The following is a 24,634-nucleotide window of genomic DNA, read 5'->3' on the forward strand; positions in this document are numbered from 1 at the left end:
ATGGCATTTAATCCGGTAAGGAAGATGGCAGATAATATCGCGGCCATCCGGCTCGCCCTGGACTTTAACGGGCAAAAGTTTTCCGATGCAGAGCTGCAAAAATTAAAAAAATACGCGGGCTTTGGGGGGCTTAAGGCTGTACTATTCCCGCCCGGGGAATTAGCCTCCTGGGAAAACTTCGGGGCCTCAAAGGCAGACCTTAAGCTCTATCCCCAGGTAATGGAACTGCATGAACTGTTACAGGAGAAACTGACTGCAAAAGATTATAAAGCGGCCATCGATGCCTTGAAAAGCAGCTCTCAAACGGCTTATTATACGCCTGATTTTTTACCAAGGGCGATCTATACCGCCATGCTGCAAAGCAACATTCTGCCAAAACGCCTGTATGAGCCCAGTGCCGGGGCCGGTGTTTTTATTGAAGAAGCCTCGCTCGCTTTTCCGGGATTGGAGCAGGTTACGGCCGTGGAAAAGGATATTCTAACAGGAAAGGTTCTGACCGCTATCTGTTCAACTTATGATGCGCCGATCGATGTGCAGATCAAAAGGCTGGAAGAAACGGCAGCAACCGAGAAGGGGCAATCGGATCTTATAATCAGCAATATCCCCTTTGGCAAGATCGCCGTTCATGATCCTGCTTATAACAAAAGCGGAATTTCCGCCAAGGTACATACCTACTTCTTTGCCAAAGGATTGGATAAGATCAAAGACGGCGGAATCCTGGCTTATATTGTTACGGATGCTTTCCTGAACAACCCGTCCAACGCCACCGCGCGGAAATATTTATTTACCTCTGCCGATCTTTTGACCGTAGCCGTTTTACCTGCTAACCTGATGAAGGAAAATGCCAACGTCGAAGTGGGTATGCACCTGATCCTGGTACAGAAAAATGATACCAAAGAAACCCTGACCGAAGCAGAAAGCCTGCTGTTGGACACCGTAGAAGTCGAAAACTCATTTGGGAAATATTATATTAATGCCTGGTTGGCCGACAAAAACGAACTGGTTTATGCTGATGAGATCATCGAGGGTACCAATTCACGGGGCAAAGCATCCAGAGTGGCCTGGCAAAACGGTGACATGCTGGACATCATTCCCCAACTCAAAGAACAACTGGTTGCCGGATTCGGTAGCTTTGATTATGCGAAGTGGGAAGCTATTTCTTTTGACAAAAAGGGAAGCCAACTCAGGCAGTTCACTTTTTTACCTGTTCCGGAAAAAGAGAAAGCCACGGAAAAACCCGGCTTAAATTTCGGCCAGTTAGGTTTATTTGACGCCCCGGTTCAACCCGAATCGGACAATAAGGCGCTGGCTTACCTGGATGATCTCGACCGGCAATTTGTCGATGCGGAAACAGCACGTGTTGTAAGTATTATCCGTACTACGCAGCGGCCGTTACATGACAGCGTAGTATTATTGACTGCCCGTGCCAAAGCGAGCAACAGGTTTAGTTATAAACTTTATAGTAACCTTTCAGAGTTATCTTTCCCCGCTAAATGGATGACCGGCGTAGCCCTTGGCCAGGAATTGGATGCCTTATCTGTTAAGCTGAAACAATATGGACATGATTACCGCTATGAAGGCGACAGTACCTTAGAGCCTGCCTTTAGATTAGTAGCCGACCGGCCAAAAGCTTTTACGGACATCAAACCGTTCTACCAAAAAGATACACTGGTAATCTTCGAAGGTAAGGTCGGGCTGATCGGTGAGCCACATAATTTTGAGGCGAAATTTGAGCCCCTTGATCCGCAGCCGGAATTGTTCTTTTTCGAGGACTACCTGACCCTGCGGGATATTTACCTGGAGCTATCCGGCTATGAAAACGAGCACGCTATCCAATTCCCCGAACTGCGCCAATCACTGAACTTTTATTACGAGGCCTTTGTCAGTAAATACGGGGAACTGAACAATTCCGTCAACCGTACCCGGATCCTCAGCGATGCGGCATTAGGCTTTAAGGTGCTCTCCTCCCTGGAGATCAGGGAACTGGATAAATTTGTCCGGTCTGACATCTTTTATGGCCCGCTTTTTCAACAAAAAGAATTGCTGAAGACCGATGATCCTTTAGAAGCGCTCGCGCGATGCCTTAATGATACAGGTCGGGTCGAACTTTCGGTCATTGCCCAGGTCACCGGTTTAACGGAGGACGAGATCATTATTCAGTTGGATAAACAGATCCTGTTAAACCCGCAAACGCTCGGCTGGGAAACTATCGACAATTATTTGTCGGGCAACGTTGTAGAAAAGTTAAAGATCGCGGAAAAGCTTGCCGTTGACGAACCGAATAATTTGCAATTTGCCAGGAGCCTTGCCGCGATCCGCCGGGTTCAGCCCGAACGGATACCTTTCGAACGGCTGGATTTCAACCTCGGGGAGCGATGGGTTCCCATCGCATACTATGAGCGGTTTGCCACAGACCTTTTTAAGCTGGATACGAAGATCAACTACCTCGTTTCCGTGGACGACTATAAGGTAACCTACGCTAAAAAAGGAAACACCATCACCAATGAGGAGTTCGCGGTCGCGCCCAAAGAAAGTAATAAAGTTACCGGCCGTACGCTGCTGGAATATGCACTGCTCAACACCAACCCACACTTCACCTACCCGGTTGAGCAGTACGGAAAGGTTGTAAGAGTGCCTGATACCGAGGCGATTCAAAATGCGCACCGCAAGATCGAACACATCAGGACGCGATACCTGCTTTGGTTGCTGGAGTTGCCTAACGAGGAAAAGCAGTACCTGGAAAAATTATACAACGATACCTACAACTGCTATGCCTTACGCGAGTTTGACGGTAGTCACCTCTCCCTTCCGGGCTTTGATTTTAAAGCATTAAAGATCGAAGATCTCTACCCTTCACAGCGAAATGCTGCCTGGCGGGTGATTCAAAATAACGGGGGGGTGATCGATCACGAGGTGGGACTGGGCAAAACACTGACGATGATCATTGCCGCCATGGAAATGAAGCGGCTCGGTATCGTCCACAAACCAATAATATTGGCGCTAAAAGCTAATGTGCAGCAGATCACCGATACGTTCCGGCTGGCTTATCCCAAAGCAAAGCTGCTGGCACCCGGCGAAAATGATTTTGAACCCGCCAAGCGCAAAAGGATCTTCCACGAGATCAAAAACAATAACTGGGACTGTATCATTCTGACGCATGACCAGTTTGGTAAGATTCCGCAGGCGCCGGAAATTCAACGGCAGATCCTGGAGATCGAGCTGGAGAACACTGAACTGGATTTGTTGACTATCCAGAACGCCGGGGAAGAAATAAGCCGGGAGATGCTCAAAGGGTTGGAGATCCGAAAGGAAAATCTGGAAGCCAAACTGAAAGGTGTGATCGAAGCGATAGAACAACGCAAGGACACCGGTATCAATTTTCGCGAGATGAACATTGATCATTTGTTCATTGACGAATCGCATAAATTTAAGAACCTCACTTTTACCACCCGGCATACTAAGGTAGCCGGCTTGGGTAATATTGCTGGAAGCCAGAAGGCACTCAATATGCTCTTTGCTATCCGCACCTTACAGGATAGGTACAATACCGACCTGTGCGCGACCTTTCTTTCCGGCACCCCAATTTCAAACAGCCTGACCGAGATGTACCTGATTTTTAAGTACCTCCGTCCGAGGGAACTGGAGCGGCAGCGTATCTCCAACTTTGATGCCTGGGCTGCGGTTTATGCACGAAAGACCGTGGATTTTGAATTTACGGTTACTAATGAGATCCGGGCAAAAGAGCGCTTTCGCCACTTTATCAAAGTTCCTGAACTGGCGCTGTTTTATAATCAGATTACCGATTACAAAACAGCGAAACACATCAACCTGGATAAGCCCGAGATCGATGAAACTCTGGTCAATATTAAACCGACACCTGACCAGCAGGATTTTATCAAAAGGTTGATGGCTTTTGCCAAAACAGGGGATGCAACCCTGATAGGCAGGCGTCCGCTGACAAGGGATGAAGACAAGGGCCGGATGTTGATCGCCACCAATTATGCCAAGAAAATGGCAGTGGACATGCGCTTGGTCAACCCGGAAAAATATGATGACCATCCCGAAAACAAAGTCAATGTCTGTGCGCGGAACGTAGCATCGATCTATCATGAAAGTACACCGCATAAAGGAACGCAGATCATTTTCAGCGATATCGGCACACCAAAGCCCGGTGAATTCAACGTTTATGATGCCCTGCGGGATAAGCTGGTAACTGATTTTGATATTCCCGCAAACAAGATCACTTTTATTCATAATTGGGCGACGGACAAACAACGCAAGGAACTGTTCAGAAGGATGAATGCCGGAGAAATCCGGATCCTGATCGGCAGTACTGAGAAAGCCGGAACCGGATTAAATGTGCAGGAGCGCATTGTTGCTATGCATCATTTGGACATTCCCTGGAAACCGTCGGAACTGGAACAACGCGACGGCCGAGGTGCCAGGCAAGGAAACTGGCTTGCCAAAAATTTTTACGGCAATAAAGTCAGGAACTTTATTTATGCCGTGGAGCAATCTCTGGATAATTACAAGTTCAACCTGCTCAAAAACAAACAGATCTTTATTAGCCAGATGAAGAACAATGAGTTGTCCGTGCGTACGCTCGATGAAGGCGCTATCGATGAACAAAGCGGAATGGGCTTTTCTGAATACATCGCGATTTTATCAGGAGATACTTCATTACTTGAAAAGACCCGTTTGGAAAAAAAGGTGGCCGAACTGGAAGGTTATAAAAGTGCGCATTTCAAGGAAGTGTCCAGGAACCGTTACCTATTAGAGGATTTGGAAAAAAAAAGCCGGGAAAACGGACAAACGCTGGAACTGGTGCGTAAGGATGAGCAGGCATATAAAGCTGTCCTAAAAAAAGACGCTGATGGCGTTAAACTCAACCCCTTAAAGCTTCCGGATTCCGTTCAGCCACAAGCCATTGCCATTGGGAATTATTTTATCGAACTCTACAAAACCTGGCAACCTCCTGAACTCAGCAAGCCTGAACTACATTTGGGCGAACTGTACGGCTTTGATCTCTTTATCAGGCGAAAGATACAGTCGGTTGACACCGGGTTTTCCAGCCGTATCGAACACGTTACCTCTTTGTACGCGGAAAGCCGGACTACTGGAATCAAATACCTGCAAAACGGGGGTGCGCCTAATATCGATAATCCCAAACTGGCCGCCCGGTACTTTCTGGAAGCGATCAACCGGGTGGTTGGCATGGCGGAACGTTATGAAAAGGAACTGGCGGGTATCAATCAGCAGATTCCGGAAGTGCGGGAACTCACCCAACGTCCGTTTGAACAGGAGTATGAACTGGCATCCCTGAAAAAGGATTTGTCAAAGCTGGAAATGGAGATCAGCAATAAAATTGCTGAACAGGATAAACTGGCGCTGGCGCAGCAGTCGCTTGATGTAGATCCCACACAACAGGAAGAGGTTGTTGAACAGGAGGCGGAGGTTGTGCCTATTATAGTGAAGCGCTAGTAACGTTTAAACCGGATAACTCAATAGTGTTGCCGATTTATCAAGCCACCCGCAAAAGCCGGTGGCTTTTTCATTTCAAACATTCCTGATTATGGAAGAAACCAGAGAGCAGCAAAAACTCCATGGGTTTCTGCAATGCGCCATCTATATATCCATAGGCTTAGAAGCTGCCATTTTTATTTACCATGATGCCCCTTTCTGGGGCATTTTCTTTACCCCACTGGATAAGATCAGCCACCTGGTCATTTACTCCGCCCTGGTCTATAGTAAGCTGGCCACGTTTGGCCTGATCTGCCTGGTCAGCATCGGTACGCTGGCAAAAAAGAAAACAGACCTCGACCCTAAAAAACATATCATCTATCCGCTTACCATCGGTCTGTTTTTATTTTTCGGCAGCCTTATTTTTGCGGGTCGTGCCTCCCCGGTAGCATTTGCCTATACCACCTGGTATAACCTGCTTTACCTGGTTTGCTCCTTCGCCGGGGCGCTTATGGTAAGCGTGTCTATGGATAATATTTCCAAGTTCATCAAATCCGGTTTGGGCAAGGACAAATGGAATACCGAGGCCGAGAGCTTTATGCAGCCGGTTAAAAGGGTAGATACACCTTATTCGGTCAACATTCCCATGCTTTTCTATTACAAAGGAAAGGTGAGAAATGGGTGGATCAATATCTGCAATGTTTTTCGTGGTACGATGGTGATCGGTACACCAGGTTCCGGAAAATCGTTTAGTATAGTCAATCCCTTTATCCGTCAGCTGATTGCTAAAGAGTTTGCAGTATGTCTGTATGATTTCAAATTCCCGGACCTCGGCCATATCGCTTACTACCATTATTTGCTGGCCAAACAAAACGGCAAATTGAAAGGCTTTGCCTTTCATGTCATCAATCTTAATGATATTGAAAGAAGCCGCAGGATCAACCCCTGGAAGGCGGATTATATCCGCTCACTGGCCGATGCGGCAGAAACTGCCGAAGCTTTGGTGGAGGCATTGAAAAAAGGCGACCGCTCAGGTGGCAGTGACCAGTTCTTTACACAATCTGCTATCAATTTTTTAGCCTCATGCGTTTACTTCATGAGCAAGTACAAAGGGGGCACCTATTCCAGTTTTCCCCATGTGTTGGCCTTGCTTAACCGCTCTTACGAGGAAATATTTAACGCGCTGACCTCCGAGCCGGAACTGCGTTCCCTGCTATCACCCTTTATGACCGCGTATAACGCTAAGGCATTCGACCAGTTGGAGGGACAGATCGGCACCCTGAAGATATTTATAAGCAGGCTGGCCACAAAAGAAACCTATTGGGTCTTTTCCGGCAATGACTTTGACCTGAAAATTTCAGCAAAGGAAAATCCCGGAATGCTGGTATTGGCAAACGACCCGAACACCCAAAATATCAATTCGGCCTGCTATTCGATCATCATCAACCGCCTGACTAAGCTGATCAACACCAAAGGCAATTTGCCTTCGGCCCTGATCGTGGATGAGGTGCCCACCTTATTTGTTCACCGGGTGGAGAATCTCATTGCAACTGCCCGTTCAAATAAGGTGGCGGTGTTAATGGGGTTACAGGAATTACCTCAATTCAATCAGCAATATGGTAAAGATACCGCTGCCACCATCACGGCCGTAGTAGGTACCGTGCTTTCTGGCTCTGTAAGAAATAAGGACACATTGGAATGGTTGGAGCGCCTATTTGGTAAATCCAAACAGATCGGTGAAGGCCTGTCTATCGACCGCAATAAAACTTCTACGTCCCTGAATGAAAAACTGGAAGCCCTTATCCCGGCAGGGAAAATCGCATCACTCAATTCCGGCGAGATGGTTGGCGTAATTGCCGCCGATGCACAGGAAAAGTTTACCGGCCAATTTGAAACTTCCGCCATCAACTGCCGGATCAATCTCGATATGGAAGCCATTAAAAGGGAGGAAAAAGGCTATAAAACTTTGCCGTCCTTTTATGATTTTGGCGGGAAGCTCGATGAAAAACTCCGGCAGAACTTTAACCATATCAGCCAGGAAATACAGGAAATGGTATTGGCATTCAAGCCACCTACACCGGTTATACCAGTTAAAGCCACCATGAGAAAATGAAAGAAGAACCTAATGAAATACAATTACCCCACTATTTGCTGGTACACCCTGATTTGAAAGATGACCCAGTACAAAAACAAGGTGAGATCGGGTTTATTACGGCAGCGATCCTGAACACCGATGAGTTTTATGTGGGTTTTGACGACCACCTGATTGGTTTCTATGGTGCTGACGCGCTGCTCACTTTTAAAGAGCCGAGCGAAATCTATGATTTTATGCATCAAAATGCGCTGACCTTATCCGTGGATGATTTTAAAGACTTGAAAAACATCGCGCTGTTGTTAGATCATGGAACGCAAAAACATATCCGCACTGCCATGGAATTGGTTAAAAAGAACGGTAACATTCACGATGCGGTAACCATTGGTTTAGACAAGTTTCTTGGAATAGATCAAACCAGGGGCTTGAAAAGATAGCGACTTACAGGCAGAACGGCCATTTATAAATCAAACAAACATTTAAAGCAATAAACATGAAACAGGAAGAAACCATGGGATTAATGGTCATGGTCAGCCCGGTCCTCTGGACTTCTGACCATTGTGGCAAAATCGGCCTCATTGAATTTACAAACTTTGAGGCTGATAAAATATGGGTAGGATTTGAGGACGAGGAAGTAGGTTCTTTCAGCGCTAAAACACTGTTTGTCCTGAAAACTACCGAAGAATTAAAGGAATTGGCGGAAAAGTTCAAGTCTGTGCAATGGCCGCCTGTAGCTCAAAATCTGCAAACCCTGGCTTTGCTACAGGCATCCGGGGCACCCGAGCAACTGAAAAAAGCCTATATACTTATACAGGATGACCCGGAACTTCATCGCGAAGCTACCATCCGGTTAAACGAGGTCATGGACTTAACGCCGACACGAAAAGTTGGCAGGTAATCATTAAACAATTAAACATCATGGAAAATCAAACTTTAGCCGGTACACTCGTTTTGGTGAAGCCGGATTTAGAAATTGGCCCCGATGCAAAACGGGGCCAGATTGGCGTGTTAACCTATGCCAGGTCTGAAACAGAAAACTATGTAAAGTTCCCGGAAGGTGGGGAGGCCTATTATCCTGCGGAGCAGGTGTTGATGCTCAAGGATAAACAGGAGATCTTTAATGACCTGACCAGCAACGGCTCGTCCATGCCGCTCAATGATTTTAAGGGTATGTATAAGATTATGCTGTTGCAGGACAGGGGCACATCTCAGGCCCTGTACGCTGCTTTAGCTATCGCCAATGATCATCCCGGTTTACAGGAAAAAGTGTTGGACTCCATCAGTCCAGCACAAAAACAGGAACTGGCCAAAACGTATAGCCGATGAAACTACTGATCAGCTTTTACCTGGTCTGCCTGCCCCTCAAACATCTTAAAATAAATTCAGAATACGGTTGCCGCATCCACCCGCTTACCGGCAAATATGCCATGCATGCGGGTGTTGATCTCAAAGCCCGCCATGATACCGTCTACGCTATCCTGAGTGGTTTGGTCAGATCCACCGGCTATGATAATGGCCTGGGTATAAACATTCGGCTGACCCATGGCGCGGTTGAATCCATATACGGTCACCTCAGTCAAATTTTTGTAATACCCACCGATAGCGTAACCGCTGGTGAGCCTATCGGCATCACCGGGGCTACCGGACACGTGACCGGCGAGCACCTGCACTTCAGCATTTGCTACGGGCATCAATACATCAATCCAATCAAATTTTTATATGAACTGCTAATTAAACAAGAACATGAGCAAAAATTTCAAAGCACTTCCCGTTCAGCTTTCAGATAAGCTGATCGCGGAGATCAAGGAGGGTAATTCCCTGTTTCAAAAATCGATTAAAGATAATGGCATGCCCGCTTTTGTCAAGCCGATAAATCCAACCACCGGGAAAGGCTATAGCGCAATGAACGCGCTGATCCTGGGCATGCAACGTCACGACGACCCGCGCTGGATGTCGGCCGATGCTGCCCGCTATGCAGGTAATTGGGTAAAAAAGGACGAAAAGGGCACCCTAATCGAGTTCCCGAAAACAAGCGATATTCAGGCCATCCGTACAGCGGAAGGAAAAACGATCAAGGATGATCAAGGCGTCACCCAAACTAAAACAGTAGAATTTGACAAGCCACAGCGCGGCCAGGCCTTCCTTTTTAACGCGGAACAGATGAAGGACATCATGCCTTTAGACGAATTTTTTCAGAAACAGGAAGCGGAACAAACGCTGGACCCGACAGAGCGGGCCATGAAACTTGTTCATGATAGCAAAGTGGAGATCATTCATGGCGGTCAGGAGGCTTATTATGATAAACAACATGATGTGATCTTCCTGCCCGAGCCTGAGACTTTTGGCAACGAGGTGAAATATCTGCAAGCCGCTATTCATCAATTAGCCCATGCGACCGGGCATGAAAGCCGTCTGAACCGCCCTATGGAAGGCAAGTTCGGTTCAATGGAGTATGCACGCGAAGAATTACGCGCGGCGATTGCCGGCGTTCTGATTGGCGGTGAGTTAAAGATCGGCCACAATTTCGGACACCAGGCGGCCTACATGAATAGCTTCGCCAAGATCTTAAAAGATGAGCCTTTTGAAATCGCCAAGGCTTCCAGGGATGCGCAAAAGATCGCGAATCTCCTGTTAGGTGTAAATCAGAAAAGGGAGCAGAAGCAGGGTGCGGAAGCGGGTTTTAAAAAAGGGGACGAGATCGCCTATATGGATACAACCTACAAGGTGCTGGAGACATACAAAACCAAAAGCATCAAAGTGGAAGATGCCGAAGGTACCCGCAAAGTATTAAAACCCGAATATGGTCTTTATAAATCCTTGCTGGAAGCCAAAACAAATCCGCGCGAACCAGAGATGGTGCTGGAAGAAGAACAGGGCCAGTCCGAGGAGCAGGGTCAGCAACATAAAATAGGCCGTTAGTATGAATCCGATAATGTTTCAAGAAAATGAACTCCCGGTCAAGGACCTGGAGACTATAGGGCTGGCAACAGGCGGTCAACTCCTGTTAAACGTCGATGACCTGAAGGCTTTGCTTTCAGGTCGCCGCACAAGCTTAATGGAACTGCATGACCTGGAAGCCGAAAATGTCAAAATCAAATCGATCAATGCCAAAATATCACTGAAGCCAAATGAAAAGGGTCAGCTGGATCTTTTGATCCACCCGATTTACCGGAATGCGGAGATACCTGATCTGTTGACCAATGATGAAGCCCTGCAACTGCAAAAGGGTGAAGTTGGCAGCGTGCTGAGAATTGCCCTCGATAACCATGGCAATAAGAAGGAAATGCTGGTCGAATATGACCCGGAAACAAAGGAGTTTATTGTTTCGGATACAGAGAAGATCTTAGCCCCTGATATGGTCAATAATGAATTCCTGACCCAGGCTCAAAAAGAGAATTACCGGAAGGGCAAGGAAGTGCAGATACCTGATGGCACCCGCTTCAGCTATTCGGCAACAGATAAGCACGGCATCCGCTCCAATAAACTGGCACTGGTTGCATCCATCCTGATGGATGGCGGTTTATCCTATATGGTATTTAAGGGGCTGAATGCCTTATTCAACCAGAAGCGTGACCAAAAGGCTGCTGAGAAATTGAGTCCCGGTTATTACCAGGCGATCAAGGATATTGAAAACCAGCATGGGTTCAAGCCGCATGAGTTTGAGCGCTCGCAATCCCGAAAAGGACGGTAAGGTCAATGAATCCACTTTTAACAGGGCTTGGCATTTCTTTGGAGATCCAGGCTTTTTTTGGGGCAGCAAGTGAAATAACCTTTAGCTATGGCGATCAGTTTGAGCGATATGGCTCAGATTATCATATTGTGCCCTCCACCCATAACCTTTGGGTGGCCGGCCTGCCTAATGCAACCCATCTGATCATTACTTATTCAGTTATGGAAGCGATGGCGTTTATCACGCTTAATCGCCATCGTTTTCCACGGCTGGAGCAACTGGCATTTGTGGCTATCGGCAATAGGCTGCATGTAGAACAGGGAGATTGGCTTAGGGAGAATTTTCCTGGGCGAAAAGTTACCCTGGTTTTCGGCAAAGACATGATCGGGCATATTACCGATATCAAATTAGCTGCGGCTATCAAGGGTATATTGCTGAGGATAACTTCTAAGGATAACGAAATCCATATTTACCGTGATAAATGGTTACAGATATTTACGCAGGAGCAAATTTCCCTGCATGCTTTTCAGGAAGCTTTCGGTATTCGCCCTCGCTTCCGAACCGGCAAGCCGGTTCAATCATTAACTTTTTTAGACCAATTAAAATATGACTCAGAACGATGATATTTTATTAAGGCCGGCCATGCTGTTCGCCTTTTTCAAAGCGTTCCCGCTTATCCTGTTAGCGCTGACTTTTCTACTGCTGGCTTGGTACCTCTCGCCTTATTTTGTTCTATTTAGCCCCGCCGTATGCGGCGTTGCCTGGTACCGTCTGCTATACATCCGGAGTTTTAAGTATTTGGTTAGCGCGGAGTATATCCTGATCACAAAAGGAATATTCTTTAAACGCATTGACCAGGTGGAAATGTTTCGGGTGAAGGATTACATTATCACACAGCCTTTCATTTTACAAATTTGCAGGCTAATGTACCTCACCTTAAAAAGTACAGATGAAGAAAACAAGGTTATCCGTTTGGAAGGTATTCCTGAATCCGGCATCCTTGATACCATCCGCGATAGGGTTTTGAGCGCCCGTAAAAACAATAATATTTACGAAATAAATTAACTAAACGCTTGGATATTGCTAACTTATTTAGTAATTTTAATTAATAAATGAATGTCATGAAAGCGATTGTACGTAACATCTTATTAGCCTGTATCATTTCCATGTTTGCCTTTTTTGGGGCAGTTGCACGGAAGCATACCAAGGCTGAAATGACTGAAGCACAAAAGGCAGAGGCGAGAAAGGAGACTTTAACCTGTTTGGCGGTTGCCTTCATTGCCTGCGGTGCCTGTGCATGGAGGTGTAACGTTCTTTATAAAAGAATTAATGAAGAGCGGGAGTACCAGCGCAGGTTTAACGATTACATGCGTAATTCTGCGTTTAACAGGCATTATTAAATTTAATTATTAATTTAGCAGCATCTTAAAAGCCGGCATTCCTGCCGCGCAATTGTGATAAGGTTTAGGTTGAAAGTCTCCGGCAGCGAGTGTTTGGGGACTTTTATTTTTAGCCCAATCCCAATTATCCCGGCCATACAAGTCCCGGCCAGGACAGTCTATCCCATTAATTGACCCTTTAATTATCGTTATGAGAAATCCATCGATGGGTATCGTGCCGTTAAGGCCGTCTATCCGATATATGTTAATTTGTACAGCCCCCTGGCTTATTCTGTTTTATGGACTTCTACTTGCCACTCTTCTGGTAAGTCCTTTTGCCCTGATCGTATGCTGGCTATCATTGCTGGCCTTCTTTTATCACCTGTTCTTGCTTTGCGCGGAATCTTATGTGATGAGCCCCGATCTTTTTATAGTGAACAAAGGCTTGTTGCAAAAATCGGTAACCTGCCTGCCGCACCTTCAATTAAAAGATTATCGCGTTCATCAAAGCAGGCTGATGAACTATCTTGACATTGTTACCATTTCCTTTGTTACCAAAGATGATCAGCAACTGATGATCAAATTAAAAGGTATTGATCGAACCGCTTTACAAAGCGCTTATCGAAATATCATTGATCAACTCGAAAGCAGGCAGGCCGGTTGTAAATATCTCCTTGATTTATTCGAAAAACTCACACATCATCAATAGCAGTATGGAAACGTTATCAGTGCTATTGGTCATTGGTTCGACTCCCTTTATGATTGAACCGGAAAATTTACAGCTGAGGCAATTTAACAAACAGGATAATGTTATCGCCTTCGATAGCCTCACACAGCAGAAAGGGTATTATTCCGCTACGTTTGATACAAGCCGCCACAAGGTCATCGTGAAGGAAAAAAAATTTGGCGAACATCATGCGGATACGATCGACGTTGTTCTTCCATCACAAATACTCCATTCACCGAACTCTTTAACCGACGATCAGGTGAGTGATTTGAACCTGTTAAGTAAAGGCAAAGAACTCGGATTTTTTCTTGCTGATCGGGATACGGCGCTTAGATTATCGGGAGTACTTCTGAATATTGACTTGGCAGGTACAGATTTTACCATTGACTGGCGTCTGAAAGAGCTGAGAGAAACGGAATTTCCATGGAAGAACATCAGTTTACGGGATATGGAAATGTCGGATAACGGAGAAGAATATCTTTGCTTTTATCACATAGATACCCACGAGCTGTATATACCCGGCGAAGACCTTTTTGAACTTCCTCAAAACGTAGTGCTGCTGGAAATACCCAACGAAATCAAGCTCGATCCGGTGGCCGTGGCCAGGGAATTTGGTATCGGTGAAACAGACCTTTTACCGGATCATCCCTTTCAGATGAACATTGCTGCCAGGGTAACCCCGCTATCTGAAACCGGGTTGTCCGCTTTTATTGCAGAATACATCAAAAGGCGAGACCATTTAACAGCGGATGATAGTCTTGTTCGCAGACGGGGACGATAATGCGTCACTTTTGTTAACCGATCTACACGACAGTCGGCTGCCGCATTCGCAGCTGCACATCTTTATTAAATCTTACCCAATCATGGCATTACAGGTATTAACCGTTGATGACCTGGAAAAATTCCGGGTACAACTTTTGACCGATATTGAAAACCTGCTCAACACCAAACAACCTAAAAAATGGCTTAAGACCCAAGACGTCATGGAGTTGCTTGGAATATCAGAAATCACTTTGCAGAATTTAAGAAACCGCGGCCAGATACCCTTTAGAAAATTAGGCGGCACCTGCTATTACAGTGCGGAGGAGATTGACGATTACCTGACTAAATCAAAATATACATCTTTGTGAGCTACCCGAATGCAAAACTGAATGGTAGATCTGCACTTTAACTTGAACCGGACTCAGCTGCTTCAGTTTATAGGAAAAAGCCTCAGATCTTTAGGTCTGAGGCTTTTTCCGTCATCAAGCTATTTGCAATTGCTTTTCATAATCATATTTGTTGTATTTCTCATCAGCTTCTTTCTCTCTTTGTAACGTCAGCAATTCATTCTTGATCTGTATTTTTAACCACAAGTCGGCCGAAGTATGGAAGAAATGCGCAAACTTTAAAGCCAGTTCAGTATTAAACCGCCGGTCACTACGATAATACTTATTTAAGTTTGCTCCGTCCACTTCTATAAACCGCGCAAAAGCTGTCTTATTGATTCCCAGTACTTTAAGAAAATCATTTGCGAATTGTTCGATCGTACAAATATTTTCAAATGAAACGAGATCGTCCTGTAGATAATGATCCATGCGGTATTGCACAGCCAACATGGCATTTTTCAGTAAACGCCCGGGCGAGCGTTTACTGTGATGTAATTTGGCTAATTCAGCCATTTCTGCCTTCTTCTTCGGATCCCTGTTATACCCGTCATTAGGCCCTATAGTCAGCTCTGCTGACAACGTGCCCCGGCGTTCCCTAAGTTGTTTAACTACTTTTGTCCTGTCCATCTTTACTATCTTTTGGTGGTGTAAGGTATTCCGCAATAAGTGCGTCCCCGTCTTCATCTGCAATTACCATGGTCGTATCTCCAAAGCGCTTCGCATAATATTTGGATGAATAAACACTCATCAATTTCTTCTCATCTTCTTTCTTCTCTTCCATGACATCAAATTGAAGGTAGCCTTTAAAATGTCCCACCCCTTAAATAAGGCTGAGCTGATAGGCATAGGCTATCAGGCAACCCGCCACCCGGTCATATTTCTTTTTATCTTTTCTATTATGAGGGGCAACCTCAACAAAAGCCATATACGGCTCTTTTTTATCTATCAACTGGAAAATCATACATCCTTCGATAACCGAAGGAGTCTCTTCCGTTATTAAAAGGTAACCTGTTGCATTCGGTAGCCTTTTTAACTCTTTATCGAAATTAAATCTCCAGCCCTGTTGTATGGAGGGCAACTCTGCAACCTTGCCTTTTTTAATCAGGGCAGCCACTTCTTCCATAGTAGCAGCCTTTATTATTTTAACCTTCATGCTACCGCATATACTTCATATCGTTCCGATTTTATGATCTTTAATAAAGATACGAAAATTATTTTATTGGTACAAATCGTACCAGCTCTCGTTTTTTAATGTTAGCTCTAACTAAGCAACCTCTTTATTTATGGCATTGAATTTGGTCACAGGCTGATCTGCCGGCTCTTTCTTTTTGCCACCCCGCGTAATAAGCGCCCCGTTTATAGCATTGGTGATGATACTATCCTCTAAGTCTGCTAAATATATACGGGTATCAGCCTGTGTTTCGTGCCCCATAGCTTCCTGGATGATCTTGATATCGACATCCGCCTCATTTAAATGGCTGGCGAATCCATGACGCAAGGCATTTGATGTAAACTGTTTATTCCATCCCACAGCCTCCGCCATAGCTTTTGCATCTTCGTTGAAATCCTTTAACGCGGAATCGATTCTCACATCAATTTTCTTTGCCGAATCATGTTCTTTCATGACGAACGGAAAGATGTAACCCGCATCTGACTGCTCGTGAAAGTCTTCAAATAAATTAATGATCCGTACAGCCTCCGGGTGCAATTCGAAATCATAATTTCGTTTGTTCTTGGAACGTTTATAAACAATGCCGTTATTGACAAACTGTTCTTTTTTCAGCTTGATCATGTCATTGAAGTTCATTCCCCTTGCATAATACATAAATTGCATAAGCAGGTGGGAGCGGTAAATCCGCGTATCCTTGGCAGGCTTGAGGTTAAGCAACCGTTCCCAATAATCCGATTTGATCGACCTCTTTTTTGTTCTGATCCTTTTATAGGCTTTAAATTTAATATACTTTTTGGGATGGTGATCCTTGCTGCACAATCCATCCTCAATGGCTAGGTTCCAAACCCGGTAATAAGTTCTTAGATAATGACTTCTGGTCGATTCGCTTGTTCCGGAGATCTGCCGTTCATAAGCTTCGTGATCTGCTTTCGTAAAAGCAAGAAACATCTTATCCTTATCCTTCAGCAATTTTTTTACGGTGAGTTTGTTGTTATAAAACACATTTGCATATCCCGGATTGTCAATGGCGTCATAATGATCAACAAGGGACTGGATATAAGCCAGTATCCTATTTGGCTTTTCAGCAGCAGGGGTTAAGCTTACATTGGAAGTAAGGGCGGCTTTAATCTCTACATGGGTGATCAAACGACCAGCCTTTTCAGCGGTTTTAATCTCATAATGTATATCATCCTCCATCTTTTTGATCTTGGAAACTAAGGCTTTGTACTTAGGATGAGACGATCTTGGGCTATTGTTTTCGCTATTCCAATTTGCAATAGAACTACTATAACCCGTAGACATGTATTTAGTATCACGGTTCTGCGTCATTCTGATCCTAACTTCATGCTCACCCATGACGTAGTTATTTTCAGTGTCTAAAATTGTCCGATACGTCCATAGTACCGCTTTAACTGCAATTTCCATAGCAATGTATTAGATATATTATCTTTAAAATGCATGCTACCCTGCATGCAAGTGGTCAGTTAAATTCACAGCTGTGATAAACCTGTGATAAAACAAATGTAGTGATATCGGGTCTAAAATACCAAATAAATTAGTAAATAAATTTTGATAAAATGTTTATTATCAGACATTTGATTGAAATGTATAATTATGTATAATTAGTAAAAAGCCGTATGGCATGCAAGAGGTCATCGGTTCGACTCCGATATTCTCCACTTAAAAAACCGTTTACTGTAGTAAACGGTTTTTTGCTTTTCCGGCACCCAACAAGCATCAATTAAAGCAGGTTTTGTATTAATACTAATGATACGTATTAGCTAAATTAATTGATACCGTTACTCAGTATTCGCTTGCATCTTAAAAAAATGTAATACACAATAATACAATGTTTTACATCATAAAAATTTATATTACCGGGCTGCATAAACAGTATAAAATTCTTGTTTAAGCAATTTATGTGTACTAAATTTATCTTAATAATTTTTTACCCGATACCTGCTTAAAACTGGTGTTGGGAAATTAAATATTCATCTAAACCACACACACATGAAACCTTTTGCAAAAGCCTACGCAAACAACGACGTAGCAATTATCAGTTGGAAGTATTTTTCAAAAATTGAATCATGCCTCGGTTTTGGAATTCAACGGGAAGACCAACAGACCGGAGAAAAAATAAACCTCCCTGCATGGGTAGGTTTTGAAGGACAACAAAACCCCGACTGGGAAATGAAGGACACCTTTATCTGGCCTATTCAAAAATTTAGCTGGAAAGACCTTACCGCCCCTAAAAATAAATCTTATTTGTATCACATCATTCCACTTATTGGCACCGTGGACAATCTGGCCCCTACCCAGGATACTTCCCTCCACCTAAAAACCAACGCCGTGCAGATTTCGCCGGGAACAAGACCAATAAAAGTGTATTTTAACAGGGGTATTCTTTCTACCCAATTTATAGCAAGGCAATTACCACATAATAGCGCCGAAAGCCCTCAATTAGGTACGCTTAAAGACCACATCGCTACTCCCGGCGACGCTTTGAGAAACGCACTGTCGGGAGATATTAGAACAGCCTTACCCTCATTGTTAAGAAAAGCAGTTGCTAAAAACGGCAAATGCTACCTGGCTTTATACGAACTTACCGACCCTGAACTCATAAATGAGTTAAAATTAGCCAGGAACAACATCGAAATAATATTATCCAATGCCGACGGATCTAAAACTACGACCGATGCAGACGGGAAGAAACATACCACTAAACTTCTTGATGACGAGAATAAGCAGTTCCGCAAAGAGCTAAAAAATGCCGGGGTTATTGTTCATGACCGTTTTGTTCCGGCAACACATATTGGCCACAACAAATTTGTATTGTATGCAGACCATACAGATAAGCCGCTAATTGTACTCACGGGCAGTACCAACTGGACTTCGACCGGATTATGTGCACAATCTAACAACACAATTATACTGGAAGATGCTGCCCTGGCACAATCATACAAAGATTACTGGAACCGTTTATTAAAAGACACTAACGATAACAATAGCCAACAAGGTAAGGAACTCAGGCAATCCAATCAGAAACGCTTCCCATCAGCCGATGCCAATCCCGGGGTATGGTTTTCACCAAATACAAACAGTGCAACCAAACCACCTGCAGGTACAATAAATGTAAACAACGACCCTACCCAACCATTGGACCTAAAAGAAATGTTTGATGCGATAGAAACAGCTGAGAAAAGTATTTTATTCCTGGAGTTTCAGCCGGGCTCGCCAAGCGTACTGGACAAAATCCTTAGTGTTCAACAACGCAAACCCCATTTATATATTCGCGGCGCAGCTACAGATTCTAAAGCTATAGAAGACTATAATACAACGTTATATAGCGGTAGATCTGCCGAACCAGACTTTTATAGCGTTGTTGCCGCATCGGCAATAAAAGATCAGTTTTCCTACTGGGAAGCTGAATTATTGAGTGCCGGTCACGCTATTATCCATAACAAGATCGTAGTAATAGATCCTTTCACTGATAATTGCAAAGTGTTTACAGGCAGTCACAACCACGGTTATCGCGCATCAGCATTTAACGATGAAAACCTGCTTTGCATTAAGGGAGACAAGCAGGTTGCAGCTGCTTATGCGGCGCACGTTATTGATCTGTACGACCATTACAGGTGGCGATACACGATCATCGCTCAAGGTAAAGACGATGGAGGGAACAGGGCTTTTCGGGGTTTAAAAACCACTGACGTATGGCAAGACAAATACTTTGATAAAGCTACAGGGCAGGCGTTTGAACATATTACCGTGCCGCACCCTTAAAACACTGAAGATTAAAGAGCAGATAGAAGCAAAACCGCTTATCTTCAAGTAAGCGGTTTCCTTTTTATTCCATCTTGAAGCATTATTTTCATCTCGCAAATGTCAACTTCAGTTTTTATTTAGAATTGATACTTTATTTCGCATAAAAAATAGAGGATGTTGTACGCGCTTTTTTTTATAGTTGCTATAGTGGCTTTTGGCCTTAGCGCCGTATGCGGTGGCGGCGCCAGCTTTATATTGCTACCTTTTCTGGGCATTATTTTACCTGCGGCCCAGGTGCCGGCTGCTATGTCTGTAGGGTCGGCGGCAAGCAGCGTTTCGCGGCTTTTGATCTTTAAAAAGCACATCCGGTGGGATATTGTTATGCGTTTTGTACCGCCTGCATTACCCGCTGTTTGGTTAGGGGCCAAATTGTTAAGCAGCATTAACCCCGCTTGGATGGAATTTGTGATCGGGCTGTTTTTGGTCATCAACATTCCGTTTATATTTAAAAAAGACGCCCCATCCCAAAAAAAGCGATCTAAGTGGATACTGCCTGTAATTGGTTTAGCCACAGGTTTTATTTCAGGATTAACTGGCGCTGTCGGTCTATTATTTAATCGCTTTTATCTTAATTACGGCCTCAGTAAGGAACAAATTGTTGCTACACGCGCGGCAAATGAATTATTACTGCATTTGGTTAAAATTATATTGTATGGAGCTTTTGGCCTGCTCACCCCGCAATCGGCCTGGGCAGGCTTGCTCATTTCTGTTGCAGCGGTAGTTTCGGCATGGTGCACAAAAAAACTCTTGCTGCTGTTTACTGAACAAAGTTTCAGGCGTACAGGCTTTACAGCCATGGTACTATCTGGTGTATTGATGCTTGGCAGTTCGGTAAAAACTTTGCGCACCAAAGAAAATGTAAAACTGGGGTTTACCTGGATTGAACATGGGATGGAGGCCCAATTGGCTACAAAACAGCAGCGCTACGCTGTTGAACTGGGCCTTGATGAAGGGATAGAACTGGAACGTGCTGTTAAACTTACAGACTTGCCTTACACAAGGCAATTACATATTTCGCGACTCGCACAAAACGCGCACATACTTCTTATAGAAGAAGTTTTGGGCTGGGGCAGCCGCTCCTATGAGCTATATGTAAAGAGAAACGGACGATTGCTCAAATATGAGTTTTAATAACCAATCTTTTGAAAAAGAAGTGCTTAGTTTAGCATAATCTTTTCGAAATAAATTTCGGGCAGCATTAGGATGCCTTTCTCCCCGCAGTCTGTTTCAATAATATGGATGTACTGATAATTATTACATAACTGGTCATAAATCTGGTCAACCAGTTTAACGGTAAAGGAAGTTTTGTCGGCAATGGCGTTGCTTTGTAAACACATTACTGTGTTTTTACCTTTAAGGGCAAAATCATAAATATAGCCCTCAGAATGCAATTGGGTAAGCCTGCTGGTGAGCATACCACTCACTCTTTTCTTTGTACTGTTCATGATGTAAAACGGATTTATTAAGTATCAGCAAATATCAATCCAATAATACATTAACGAGCTAACAATCAAACTATTGCCGTATCTTCCAAAAAGCCCCTATTTTTTATTTTCTCTGTTTTATAAAAAAAGCCATCCCTGCTTGGATGGCTAAGAAAAATTATAATTTATATTTCAAATGGACTAATGACAATTCAATATATAATTACATATTGCAAAACTTAACACCGCCATTTTCATCGCAAACATGCGACGCCGGGTCACATGCAGGAGATTTCATTTCAATTGTCGTCCCGTCATTACAGGTATAAATAACTGTATGAAAGGCACCGCCTGTTACATTTTTCATTTCTTCCCTGGTAAGTTTTTTTAAGTCTTTCATGTTTTTAGTTTTATTTTTAACTGAAGTTAAATGTATTTATCAAGAAACGCAAATGTTTATTTTCGCATAACTACATCTTTACCAACAAGAAAGGGCGCTAAAAGCGCCCTTTCTTGTTACTTAAATATTAGCATCAGGATTGTATAAACGCTAAAATATCAGCGTTAATAGTAGCAGCCTCCGTAGTAGGCATGCCATGCGGAAAACCCGGATAAGTGATGAGCTTACCGTTTTGTAATAATTTGATCGCTTTTTTTGCCGAGTTATCAATAGGCACTATCTGGTCGTCTTCGCCGTGTAATACTAATACCGGGATATCTACGCTTTTAAGGTCTTCGGTAAAATCAGTTTCGGAAAATGCCTTGACGCCATCATGATGAGCAAGCACGCTGCCCATCATACCCTGTCTCCACCAGTTTTTACGGATACCTTCAGAAACCTTTGCTCCTTCGCGGTTATAGCCATAGAACGGGATGGTAAAGTCTTCAAAATACTGCGGTCTGTTAAACGCGGTACCCTGGCGTATCTCATCAAAAACCGACATCGGTACACCATCCGGATTGGCTTCCGTTTGCAGCATCAGCGGGGTAACCGCGCTGATCAATACAGCTTTACTTACAATGCCTTTACCGTATTTGGCTACATACCTGATCACCTCGCCCCCACCTGTTGAGTGGCCTACATGTATGGCATCCTTAACGCCCAAAAAATCATAAAGCTCGGCCGCGTCATTCACATAAGTTTCCATATCGTTACCGGTTGCCGTTTGTGTTGAACGGCCGTGACCGCGGCGGTCATGCGCTATTACCCGGTAACCTTTTTGTGAGAAGAACATCATTTGCGCGTCCCAGTCATCGCTGGATAATGGCCAGCCGTGGTGAAAAACAATAGGTTGCCCTTTGCCCCAGTCTTTGTAATAGATCTCGGTGCCGTCTTTAGTTGTAAATTTCATAGTTTTTTGTAGTAAGTGAGTGGAAAAATAAACTGATTGAGGTGATAGATAAAGTTTAAAACTTCTGGCAGCAACATATAGTATACATGCTTACCTCCTTTAACTATCCCTTAAAGGTTCTAATTTAGCGAAAAAAAAGAAAGGCCTTACGACCTTTACATTATTAAATTATAAACTTTTTAACCAGTCTATTAATCCCTCACGGGTTTTGCCGGTTTTTTGCTGCAGGCGCCCAAGCGTTTCGTCGTCCTTACCTTCTTCCCATTTCAGATCATCATCAGTAAGATCTGCATACGCTTGTTTAACTTTTCCTTTCAGCTCATTCCAGCTGCCTTTTAATTCTAATTTATCCATGGCTTGTTTCTCCTTAATTTAGATGTATAAAAGGAACGCTAAATGGGCTATTTGGTTTGAAGGTAATAAATAAGAGAGGTACTAAATCCTGATTCTTTTCTACAGTGCCCCCTCTTTTATTTCATCTACCACTCCTGGGTCAAGCAAGGTTGAAGTATCGCCCAAGTTAGACGTATCGCCCTCGGCTATTTTCCTTAATATACGGCGCATGATTTTACCTGAGCGCGTTTTAGGCAGCCCGCTTACAAACTGGATCTTGTCCGGCTTGGCAATTGGGCCAATAATACGCGACACCGTCATGATGATATCCTTACGTGTTAAATCCTCATTGCCATGTTTATCCGGGCTCACCACAAAGGCATAAACGCCCTGACCCTTAATATCATGCGGATAACCCACCACAGCGCTTTCTACCACAGAGCTGTGCATGTTTATAGCATTTTCTACCTCGGCAGTACCTATACGATGGCCCGATACATTCAACACATCATCTACACGGCCGGTTATGCGGTAGTAACCATCCTCATCGCGCAGGCAGCCGTCGCCGGTGAAATATAGGTTTTCATAAGTAGCGAAGTAAGTTTGTCGGCAGCGCTCATGATCGCCATAGGTGGTACGCAACATGCCCGGCCATGGGAATTTGATACACAGGTTACCGCTAACGCCATTACCTTCAATCTCTTTACCGTTCTCGTCTACCAAAATTGGTTGTACGCCCGGTAATGGCAGTGTGGCATAACCCGGTTTAGTTGGTGTAACACCTGCGATTGGTGATATCATAAAGCCACCCGTTTCGGTTTGCCACCAGGTATCCACAATAGGGCAATTACCGTGACCAATCTTTTCATCAAACCAGTGCCAAGCTTCCTCGTTAATGGGCTCACCTACCGAGCCTAATTTAGTTAACGAGCTCAGGTCCTTACCCGCAACTACTTCATCGCCAAAACTCATTAGCGAGCGGATGGCTGTAGGTGCTGTGTATAATATATTTACTTTGTATTTCTCAACAATGTCCCAGAAACGGCCGGCATTAGGCCATGTGGGTATACCCTCAAACATTAGCGTAGTAGCACCCTGGCTTAGCGGACCATACACAATGTAAGAGTGACCGGTTATCCAGCCAATATCGGCCGTACAGAAATAAACCTCTCCCGGCTGGTATTGGAAAGCATTGCTAAAGGTATATCCGGTGTACACCATATAGCCTCCGCAAGTGTGTACCACACCTTTCGGCTTACCGGTTGAGCCCGAGGTATATAAAATGAACAGCATATCCTCTGCATCCATCTCCTCCGCAGGGCACTCAGGGTTGCCTTGCGTTTCTACTTTCTTCACTTCATCTTCCCACCAAACATCACGACCTTTTATCATGGATACCGGGGTATGGCTACGGGTGAGTACAATTACGCGTTTAACTGAAGGGCACTGTACCAGGGCATCGTCAATGGTTGATTTTAGTGGCACCTCTTTAGTACCACGGTAACTGCCATCGGCCGTAACGATGATATTGCAATCAGCATCTTTTATACGATCAGCAATGGATTGCGCTGAAAAGCCCCCGAACACCACCGAGTGGATGGCACCTATACGGGCACAAGCCAATACAGCTATGGCCAACTCCGGCACCATAGGCATATATATACATATGCGATCGCCACGTTTAGCGCCATTATTTTTCAGCACATGAGCAAATTGGCAAACCTTGTCATGCAACTGCCGATAGGTTAAAATACGATGATCTTCTGTAGGATCATTAGGCTCCCAGATAATGGCAGGCACATCGCCATTTTTCTCCAGATGGCGGTCTAAACAGTTCTCGGTTATATTCAGTTTGGCGCCTTTGAACCATTCAATTTTAGGTTCCTTAAAATTCCAGTCCAACACGCTATCCCACTTTTTGCGCCATTGAAAGTTGCCGGCTATTTCTGCCCAAAACTGCTCAGGCTGCTCCACGCTTTTGCGCCAGGCCTGCTGGTACTCCTCAAATGATTTAACTTGCATAATATGGTTATAATGGTGGCGTAAATTAATT

25 protein-coding genes are annotated in these 24,634 nt (G+C 44.3%); 16 read left to right on the plus strand and 9 right to left on the minus strand.

Annotated features, from left to right (window positions below; all coding sequences use genetic code 11):
* From CKK33_RS18885 to CKK33_RS18950, 14 genes are all read left to right on the plus strand, one after another.
* Nucleotides 1-5,481, plus strand: a complete 5,481-nt coding sequence (locus tag CKK33_RS18885) for a helicase-related protein (RefSeq protein ID WP_095705608.1) — start codon at nucleotides 1-3, stop codon at nucleotides 5,479-5,481.
* Between the two features lie 91 nt (nucleotides 5,482-5,572).
* Nucleotides 5,573-7,573 (plus strand): type IV secretion system DNA-binding domain-containing protein, encoded by a 2,001-nt coding sequence (locus tag CKK33_RS18890; RefSeq protein WP_095705609.1) that lies wholly within the window; start codon nucleotides 5,573-5,575, stop codon nucleotides 7,571-7,573.
* Complete coding sequence (locus tag CKK33_RS18895; protein ID WP_095705610.1) at nucleotides 7,570-7,989, plus strand: hypothetical protein; 420 nt, start codon at nucleotides 7,570-7,572, stop codon at nucleotides 7,987-7,989. The genes CKK33_RS18890 and CKK33_RS18895 overlap by 4 nt, the downstream gene beginning before the upstream one ends.
* Nucleotides 7,990-8,045: 56 nt before the next feature.
* Nucleotides 8,046-8,450, plus strand: a complete 405-nt coding sequence (locus CKK33_RS18900) for a hypothetical protein (protein ID WP_095705611.1) — start codon at nucleotides 8,046-8,048, stop codon at nucleotides 8,448-8,450.
* A gap of 20 nt (nucleotides 8,451-8,470) precedes the next feature.
* Nucleotides 8,471-8,878 carry a hypothetical protein gene (locus CKK33_RS18905; protein ID WP_095705612.1) on the plus strand — a complete coding sequence of 136 codons (408 nt, stop codon included), beginning with the start codon at nucleotides 8,471-8,473 and terminating at the stop codon, nucleotides 8,876-8,878.
* Between the two features lie 101 nt (nucleotides 8,879-8,979).
* Entirely contained in the window at nucleotides 8,980-9,339 is a 360-nt protein-coding gene (locus CKK33_RS19920) for a M23 family metallopeptidase (protein WP_369803594.1), read from the plus strand.
* Nucleotides 9,296-10,471: a zincin-like metallopeptidase domain-containing protein gene (locus CKK33_RS18915; RefSeq protein WP_095705614.1), complete on the plus strand. Its 1,176-nt coding sequence runs from the start codon at nucleotides 9,296-9,298 to the stop codon at nucleotides 10,469-10,471. The genes CKK33_RS19920 and CKK33_RS18915 overlap by 44 nt, the downstream gene beginning before the upstream one ends.
* A 13-nt stretch (nucleotides 10,472-10,484) precedes the next feature.
* Entirely contained in the window at nucleotides 10,485-11,243 is a 759-nt protein-coding gene (locus CKK33_RS18920) for a DUF4099 domain-containing protein (protein ID WP_158223487.1), read from the plus strand.
* Between the two features lie 5 nt (nucleotides 11,244-11,248).
* Nucleotides 11,249-11,845, plus strand: coding sequence for a hypothetical protein (locus tag CKK33_RS18925; protein ID WP_095705616.1), 597 nt, complete (start codon nucleotides 11,249-11,251; stop codon nucleotides 11,843-11,845).
* Nucleotides 11,829-12,287 carry a PH domain-containing protein gene (locus CKK33_RS18930; RefSeq protein ID WP_095705617.1) on the plus strand — a complete coding sequence of 153 codons (459 nt, stop codon included), beginning with the start codon at nucleotides 11,829-11,831 and terminating at the stop codon, nucleotides 12,285-12,287. The genes CKK33_RS18925 and CKK33_RS18930 overlap by 17 nt, the downstream gene beginning before the upstream one ends.
* 56 nt (nucleotides 12,288-12,343) lie before the next feature.
* A complete protein-coding gene (locus CKK33_RS18935; protein ID WP_143823002.1) occupies nucleotides 12,344-12,622 on the plus strand; it encodes a hypothetical protein in 279 nt (92 codons plus the stop codon).
* 190 nt (nucleotides 12,623-12,812) lie between these two features.
* Nucleotides 12,813-13,310: a PH domain-containing protein gene (locus tag CKK33_RS18940; protein WP_143823003.1), complete on the plus strand. Its 498-nt coding sequence runs from the start codon at nucleotides 12,813-12,815 to the stop codon at nucleotides 13,308-13,310.
* 4 nt (nucleotides 13,311-13,314) lie between these two features.
* On the plus strand, nucleotides 13,315-14,109 hold the full coding sequence (locus CKK33_RS18945; RefSeq protein WP_095705620.1) for a hypothetical protein: 795 nt from the start codon (nucleotides 13,315-13,317) through the stop codon (nucleotides 14,107-14,109).
* A gap of 82 nt (nucleotides 14,110-14,191) precedes the next feature.
* The gene (locus CKK33_RS18950; protein ID WP_095705621.1) at nucleotides 14,192-14,458 is read left to right on the plus strand and encodes a helix-turn-helix domain-containing protein; all 267 of its coding nucleotides are present in this window, start codon (nucleotides 14,192-14,194) and stop codon (nucleotides 14,456-14,458) included.
* A 114-nt stretch (nucleotides 14,459-14,572) separates the two neighbouring features.
* Here the strand turns inward: CKK33_RS18950 and CKK33_RS18955 are convergent, their stop codons facing one another.
* From CKK33_RS18955 to CKK33_RS18965, 4 genes are all read right to left on the minus strand, one after another.
* Nucleotides 14,573-15,103, minus strand: a complete 531-nt coding sequence (locus tag CKK33_RS18955; protein WP_095705622.1) for a hypothetical protein — start codon at nucleotides 15,101-15,103, stop codon at nucleotides 14,573-14,575.
* Nucleotides 15,081-15,257: a hypothetical protein gene (locus CKK33_RS19665; RefSeq protein ID WP_198952506.1), complete on the minus strand. Its 177-nt coding sequence runs from the start codon at nucleotides 15,255-15,257 to the stop codon at nucleotides 15,081-15,083. The genes CKK33_RS18955 and CKK33_RS19665 overlap by 23 nt, the downstream gene beginning before the upstream one ends.
* 39 nt (nucleotides 15,258-15,296) lie before the next feature.
* Nucleotides 15,297-15,629 (minus strand): hypothetical protein, encoded by a 333-nt coding sequence (locus CKK33_RS19670; RefSeq protein ID WP_198952507.1) that lies wholly within the window; start codon nucleotides 15,627-15,629, stop codon nucleotides 15,297-15,299.
* Between the two features lie 111 nt (nucleotides 15,630-15,740).
* Nucleotides 15,741-17,072 carry a tyrosine-type recombinase/integrase gene (locus tag CKK33_RS18965; RefSeq protein ID WP_095705623.1) on the minus strand — a complete coding sequence of 444 codons (1,332 nt, stop codon included), beginning with the start codon at nucleotides 17,070-17,072 and terminating at the stop codon, nucleotides 15,741-15,743.
* Between the two features lie 585 nt (nucleotides 17,073-17,657).
* On the opposite strand from CKK33_RS18965, the gene CKK33_RS18970 reads away from it, so the two are divergent.
* Nucleotides 17,658-19,430: a phospholipase D-like domain-containing protein gene (locus CKK33_RS18970; RefSeq protein WP_095705624.1), complete on the plus strand. Its 1,773-nt coding sequence runs from the start codon at nucleotides 17,658-17,660 to the stop codon at nucleotides 19,428-19,430.
* A gap of 156 nt (nucleotides 19,431-19,586) precedes the next feature.
* Nucleotides 19,587-20,603 carry a sulfite exporter TauE/SafE family protein gene (locus tag CKK33_RS18975; protein WP_095705625.1) on the plus strand — a complete coding sequence of 339 codons (1,017 nt, stop codon included), beginning with the start codon at nucleotides 19,587-19,589 and terminating at the stop codon, nucleotides 20,601-20,603.
* Nucleotides 20,604-20,629: 26 nt separating this feature from the next.
* Here the strand turns inward: CKK33_RS18975 and CKK33_RS18980 are convergent, their stop codons facing one another.
* The 5 genes from CKK33_RS18980 to acs all read right to left on the minus strand — a co-directional run bounded on the left by CKK33_RS18980 (nucleotide 20,630) and on the right by acs (nucleotide 24,603).
* Nucleotides 20,630-20,917 carry a hypothetical protein gene (locus tag CKK33_RS18980; protein ID WP_095705626.1) on the minus strand — a complete coding sequence of 96 codons (288 nt, stop codon included), beginning with the start codon at nucleotides 20,915-20,917 and terminating at the stop codon, nucleotides 20,630-20,632.
* Between the two features lie 202 nt (nucleotides 20,918-21,119).
* On the minus strand, nucleotides 21,120-21,296 hold the full coding sequence (locus tag CKK33_RS19590) for a hypothetical protein (protein WP_158223488.1): 177 nt from the start codon (nucleotides 21,294-21,296) through the stop codon (nucleotides 21,120-21,122).
* 133 nt (nucleotides 21,297-21,429) lie between these two features.
* A complete protein-coding gene (locus tag CKK33_RS18985; protein WP_095705627.1) occupies nucleotides 21,430-22,248 on the minus strand; it encodes an alpha/beta fold hydrolase in 819 nt (272 codons plus the stop codon).
* Nucleotides 22,249-22,416: 168 nt separating this feature from the next.
* Entirely contained in the window at nucleotides 22,417-22,602 is a 186-nt protein-coding gene (locus CKK33_RS18990) for a CsbD family protein (RefSeq protein ID WP_095705628.1), read from the minus strand.
* Between the two features lie 99 nt (nucleotides 22,603-22,701).
* Complete coding sequence (gene acs / locus CKK33_RS18995) at nucleotides 22,702-24,603, minus strand: acetate--CoA ligase (RefSeq protein ID WP_095705629.1); 1,902 nt, start codon at nucleotides 24,601-24,603, stop codon at nucleotides 22,702-22,704.
* Nucleotides 24,604-24,634 lie beyond the last annotated feature (31 nt).

The organism is Mucilaginibacter sp. MD40 (genome assembly GCF_002288635.1).
Lineage (GTDB): Bacteria > Bacteroidota > Bacteroidia > Sphingobacteriales > Sphingobacteriaceae > Mucilaginibacter.

Coding starts and splice junctions, on each gene's coding strand:
- CKK33_RS18885 (WP_095705608.1), top strand. CDS start 1: ATGGCATTTAATCCGGTAAGGAAGATGGCAGATAATATCGCGGCCATC.
- CKK33_RS18890 (WP_095705609.1), top strand. CDS start 5,573: ATGGAAGAAACCAGAGAGCAGCAAAAACTCCATGGGTTTCTGCAATGC.
- CKK33_RS18895 (WP_095705610.1), top strand. CDS start 7,570: ATGAAAGAAGAACCTAATGAAATACAATTACCCCACTATTTGCTGGTA.
- CKK33_RS18900 (WP_095705611.1), top strand. CDS start 8,046: ATGAAACAGGAAGAAACCATGGGATTAATGGTCATGGTCAGCCCGGTC.
- CKK33_RS18905 (WP_095705612.1), top strand. CDS start 8,471: ATGGAAAATCAAACTTTAGCCGGTACACTCGTTTTGGTGAAGCCGGAT.
- CKK33_RS19920 (WP_369803594.1), top strand. CDS start 8,980: ATGCATGCGGGTGTTGATCTCAAAGCCCGCCATGATACCGTCTACGCT.
- CKK33_RS18915 (WP_095705614.1), top strand. CDS start 9,296: ATGAGCAAAAATTTCAAAGCACTTCCCGTTCAGCTTTCAGATAAGCTG.
- CKK33_RS18920 (WP_158223487.1), top strand. CDS start 10,485: ATGTTTCAAGAAAATGAACTCCCGGTCAAGGACCTGGAGACTATAGGG.
- CKK33_RS18925 (WP_095705616.1), top strand. CDS start 11,249: ATGAATCCACTTTTAACAGGGCTTGGCATTTCTTTGGAGATCCAGGCT.
- CKK33_RS18930 (WP_095705617.1), top strand. CDS start 11,829: ATGACTCAGAACGATGATATTTTATTAAGGCCGGCCATGCTGTTCGCC.
- CKK33_RS18935 (WP_143823002.1), top strand. CDS start 12,344: ATGAAAGCGATTGTACGTAACATCTTATTAGCCTGTATCATTTCCATG.
- CKK33_RS18940 (WP_143823003.1), top strand. CDS start 12,813: ATGAGAAATCCATCGATGGGTATCGTGCCGTTAAGGCCGTCTATCCGA.
- CKK33_RS18945 (WP_095705620.1), top strand. CDS start 13,315: ATGGAAACGTTATCAGTGCTATTGGTCATTGGTTCGACTCCCTTTATG.
- CKK33_RS18950 (WP_095705621.1), top strand. CDS start 14,192: ATGGCATTACAGGTATTAACCGTTGATGACCTGGAAAAATTCCGGGTA.
- CKK33_RS18955 (WP_095705622.1), bottom strand. CDS start 15,103: ATGGACAGGACAAAAGTAGTTAAACAACTTAGGGAACGCCGGGGCACG.
- CKK33_RS19665 (WP_198952506.1), bottom strand. CDS start 15,257: ATGGAAGAGAAGAAAGAAGATGAGAAGAAATTGATGAGTGTTTATTCA.
- CKK33_RS19670 (WP_198952507.1), bottom strand. CDS start 15,629: ATGAAGGTTAAAATAATAAAGGCTGCTACTATGGAAGAAGTGGCTGCC.
- CKK33_RS18965 (WP_095705623.1), bottom strand. CDS start 17,072: ATGGAAATTGCAGTTAAAGCGGTACTATGGACGTATCGGACAATTTTA.
- CKK33_RS18970 (WP_095705624.1), top strand. CDS start 17,658: ATGAAACCTTTTGCAAAAGCCTACGCAAACAACGACGTAGCAATTATC.
- CKK33_RS18975 (WP_095705625.1), top strand. CDS start 19,587: ATGTTGTACGCGCTTTTTTTTATAGTTGCTATAGTGGCTTTTGGCCTT.
- CKK33_RS18980 (WP_095705626.1), bottom strand. CDS start 20,917: ATGAACAGTACAAAGAAAAGAGTGAGTGGTATGCTCACCAGCAGGCTT.
- CKK33_RS19590 (WP_158223488.1), bottom strand. CDS start 21,296: ATGAAAGACTTAAAAAAACTTACCAGGGAAGAAATGAAAAATGTAACA.
- CKK33_RS18985 (WP_095705627.1), bottom strand. CDS start 22,248: ATGAAATTTACAACTAAAGACGGCACCGAGATCTATTACAAAGACTGG.
- CKK33_RS18990 (WP_095705628.1), bottom strand. CDS start 22,602: ATGGATAAATTAGAATTAAAAGGCAGCTGGAATGAGCTGAAAGGAAAA.
- acs (WP_095705629.1), bottom strand. CDS start 24,603: ATGCAAGTTAAATCATTTGAGGAGTACCAGCAGGCCTGGCGCAAAAGC.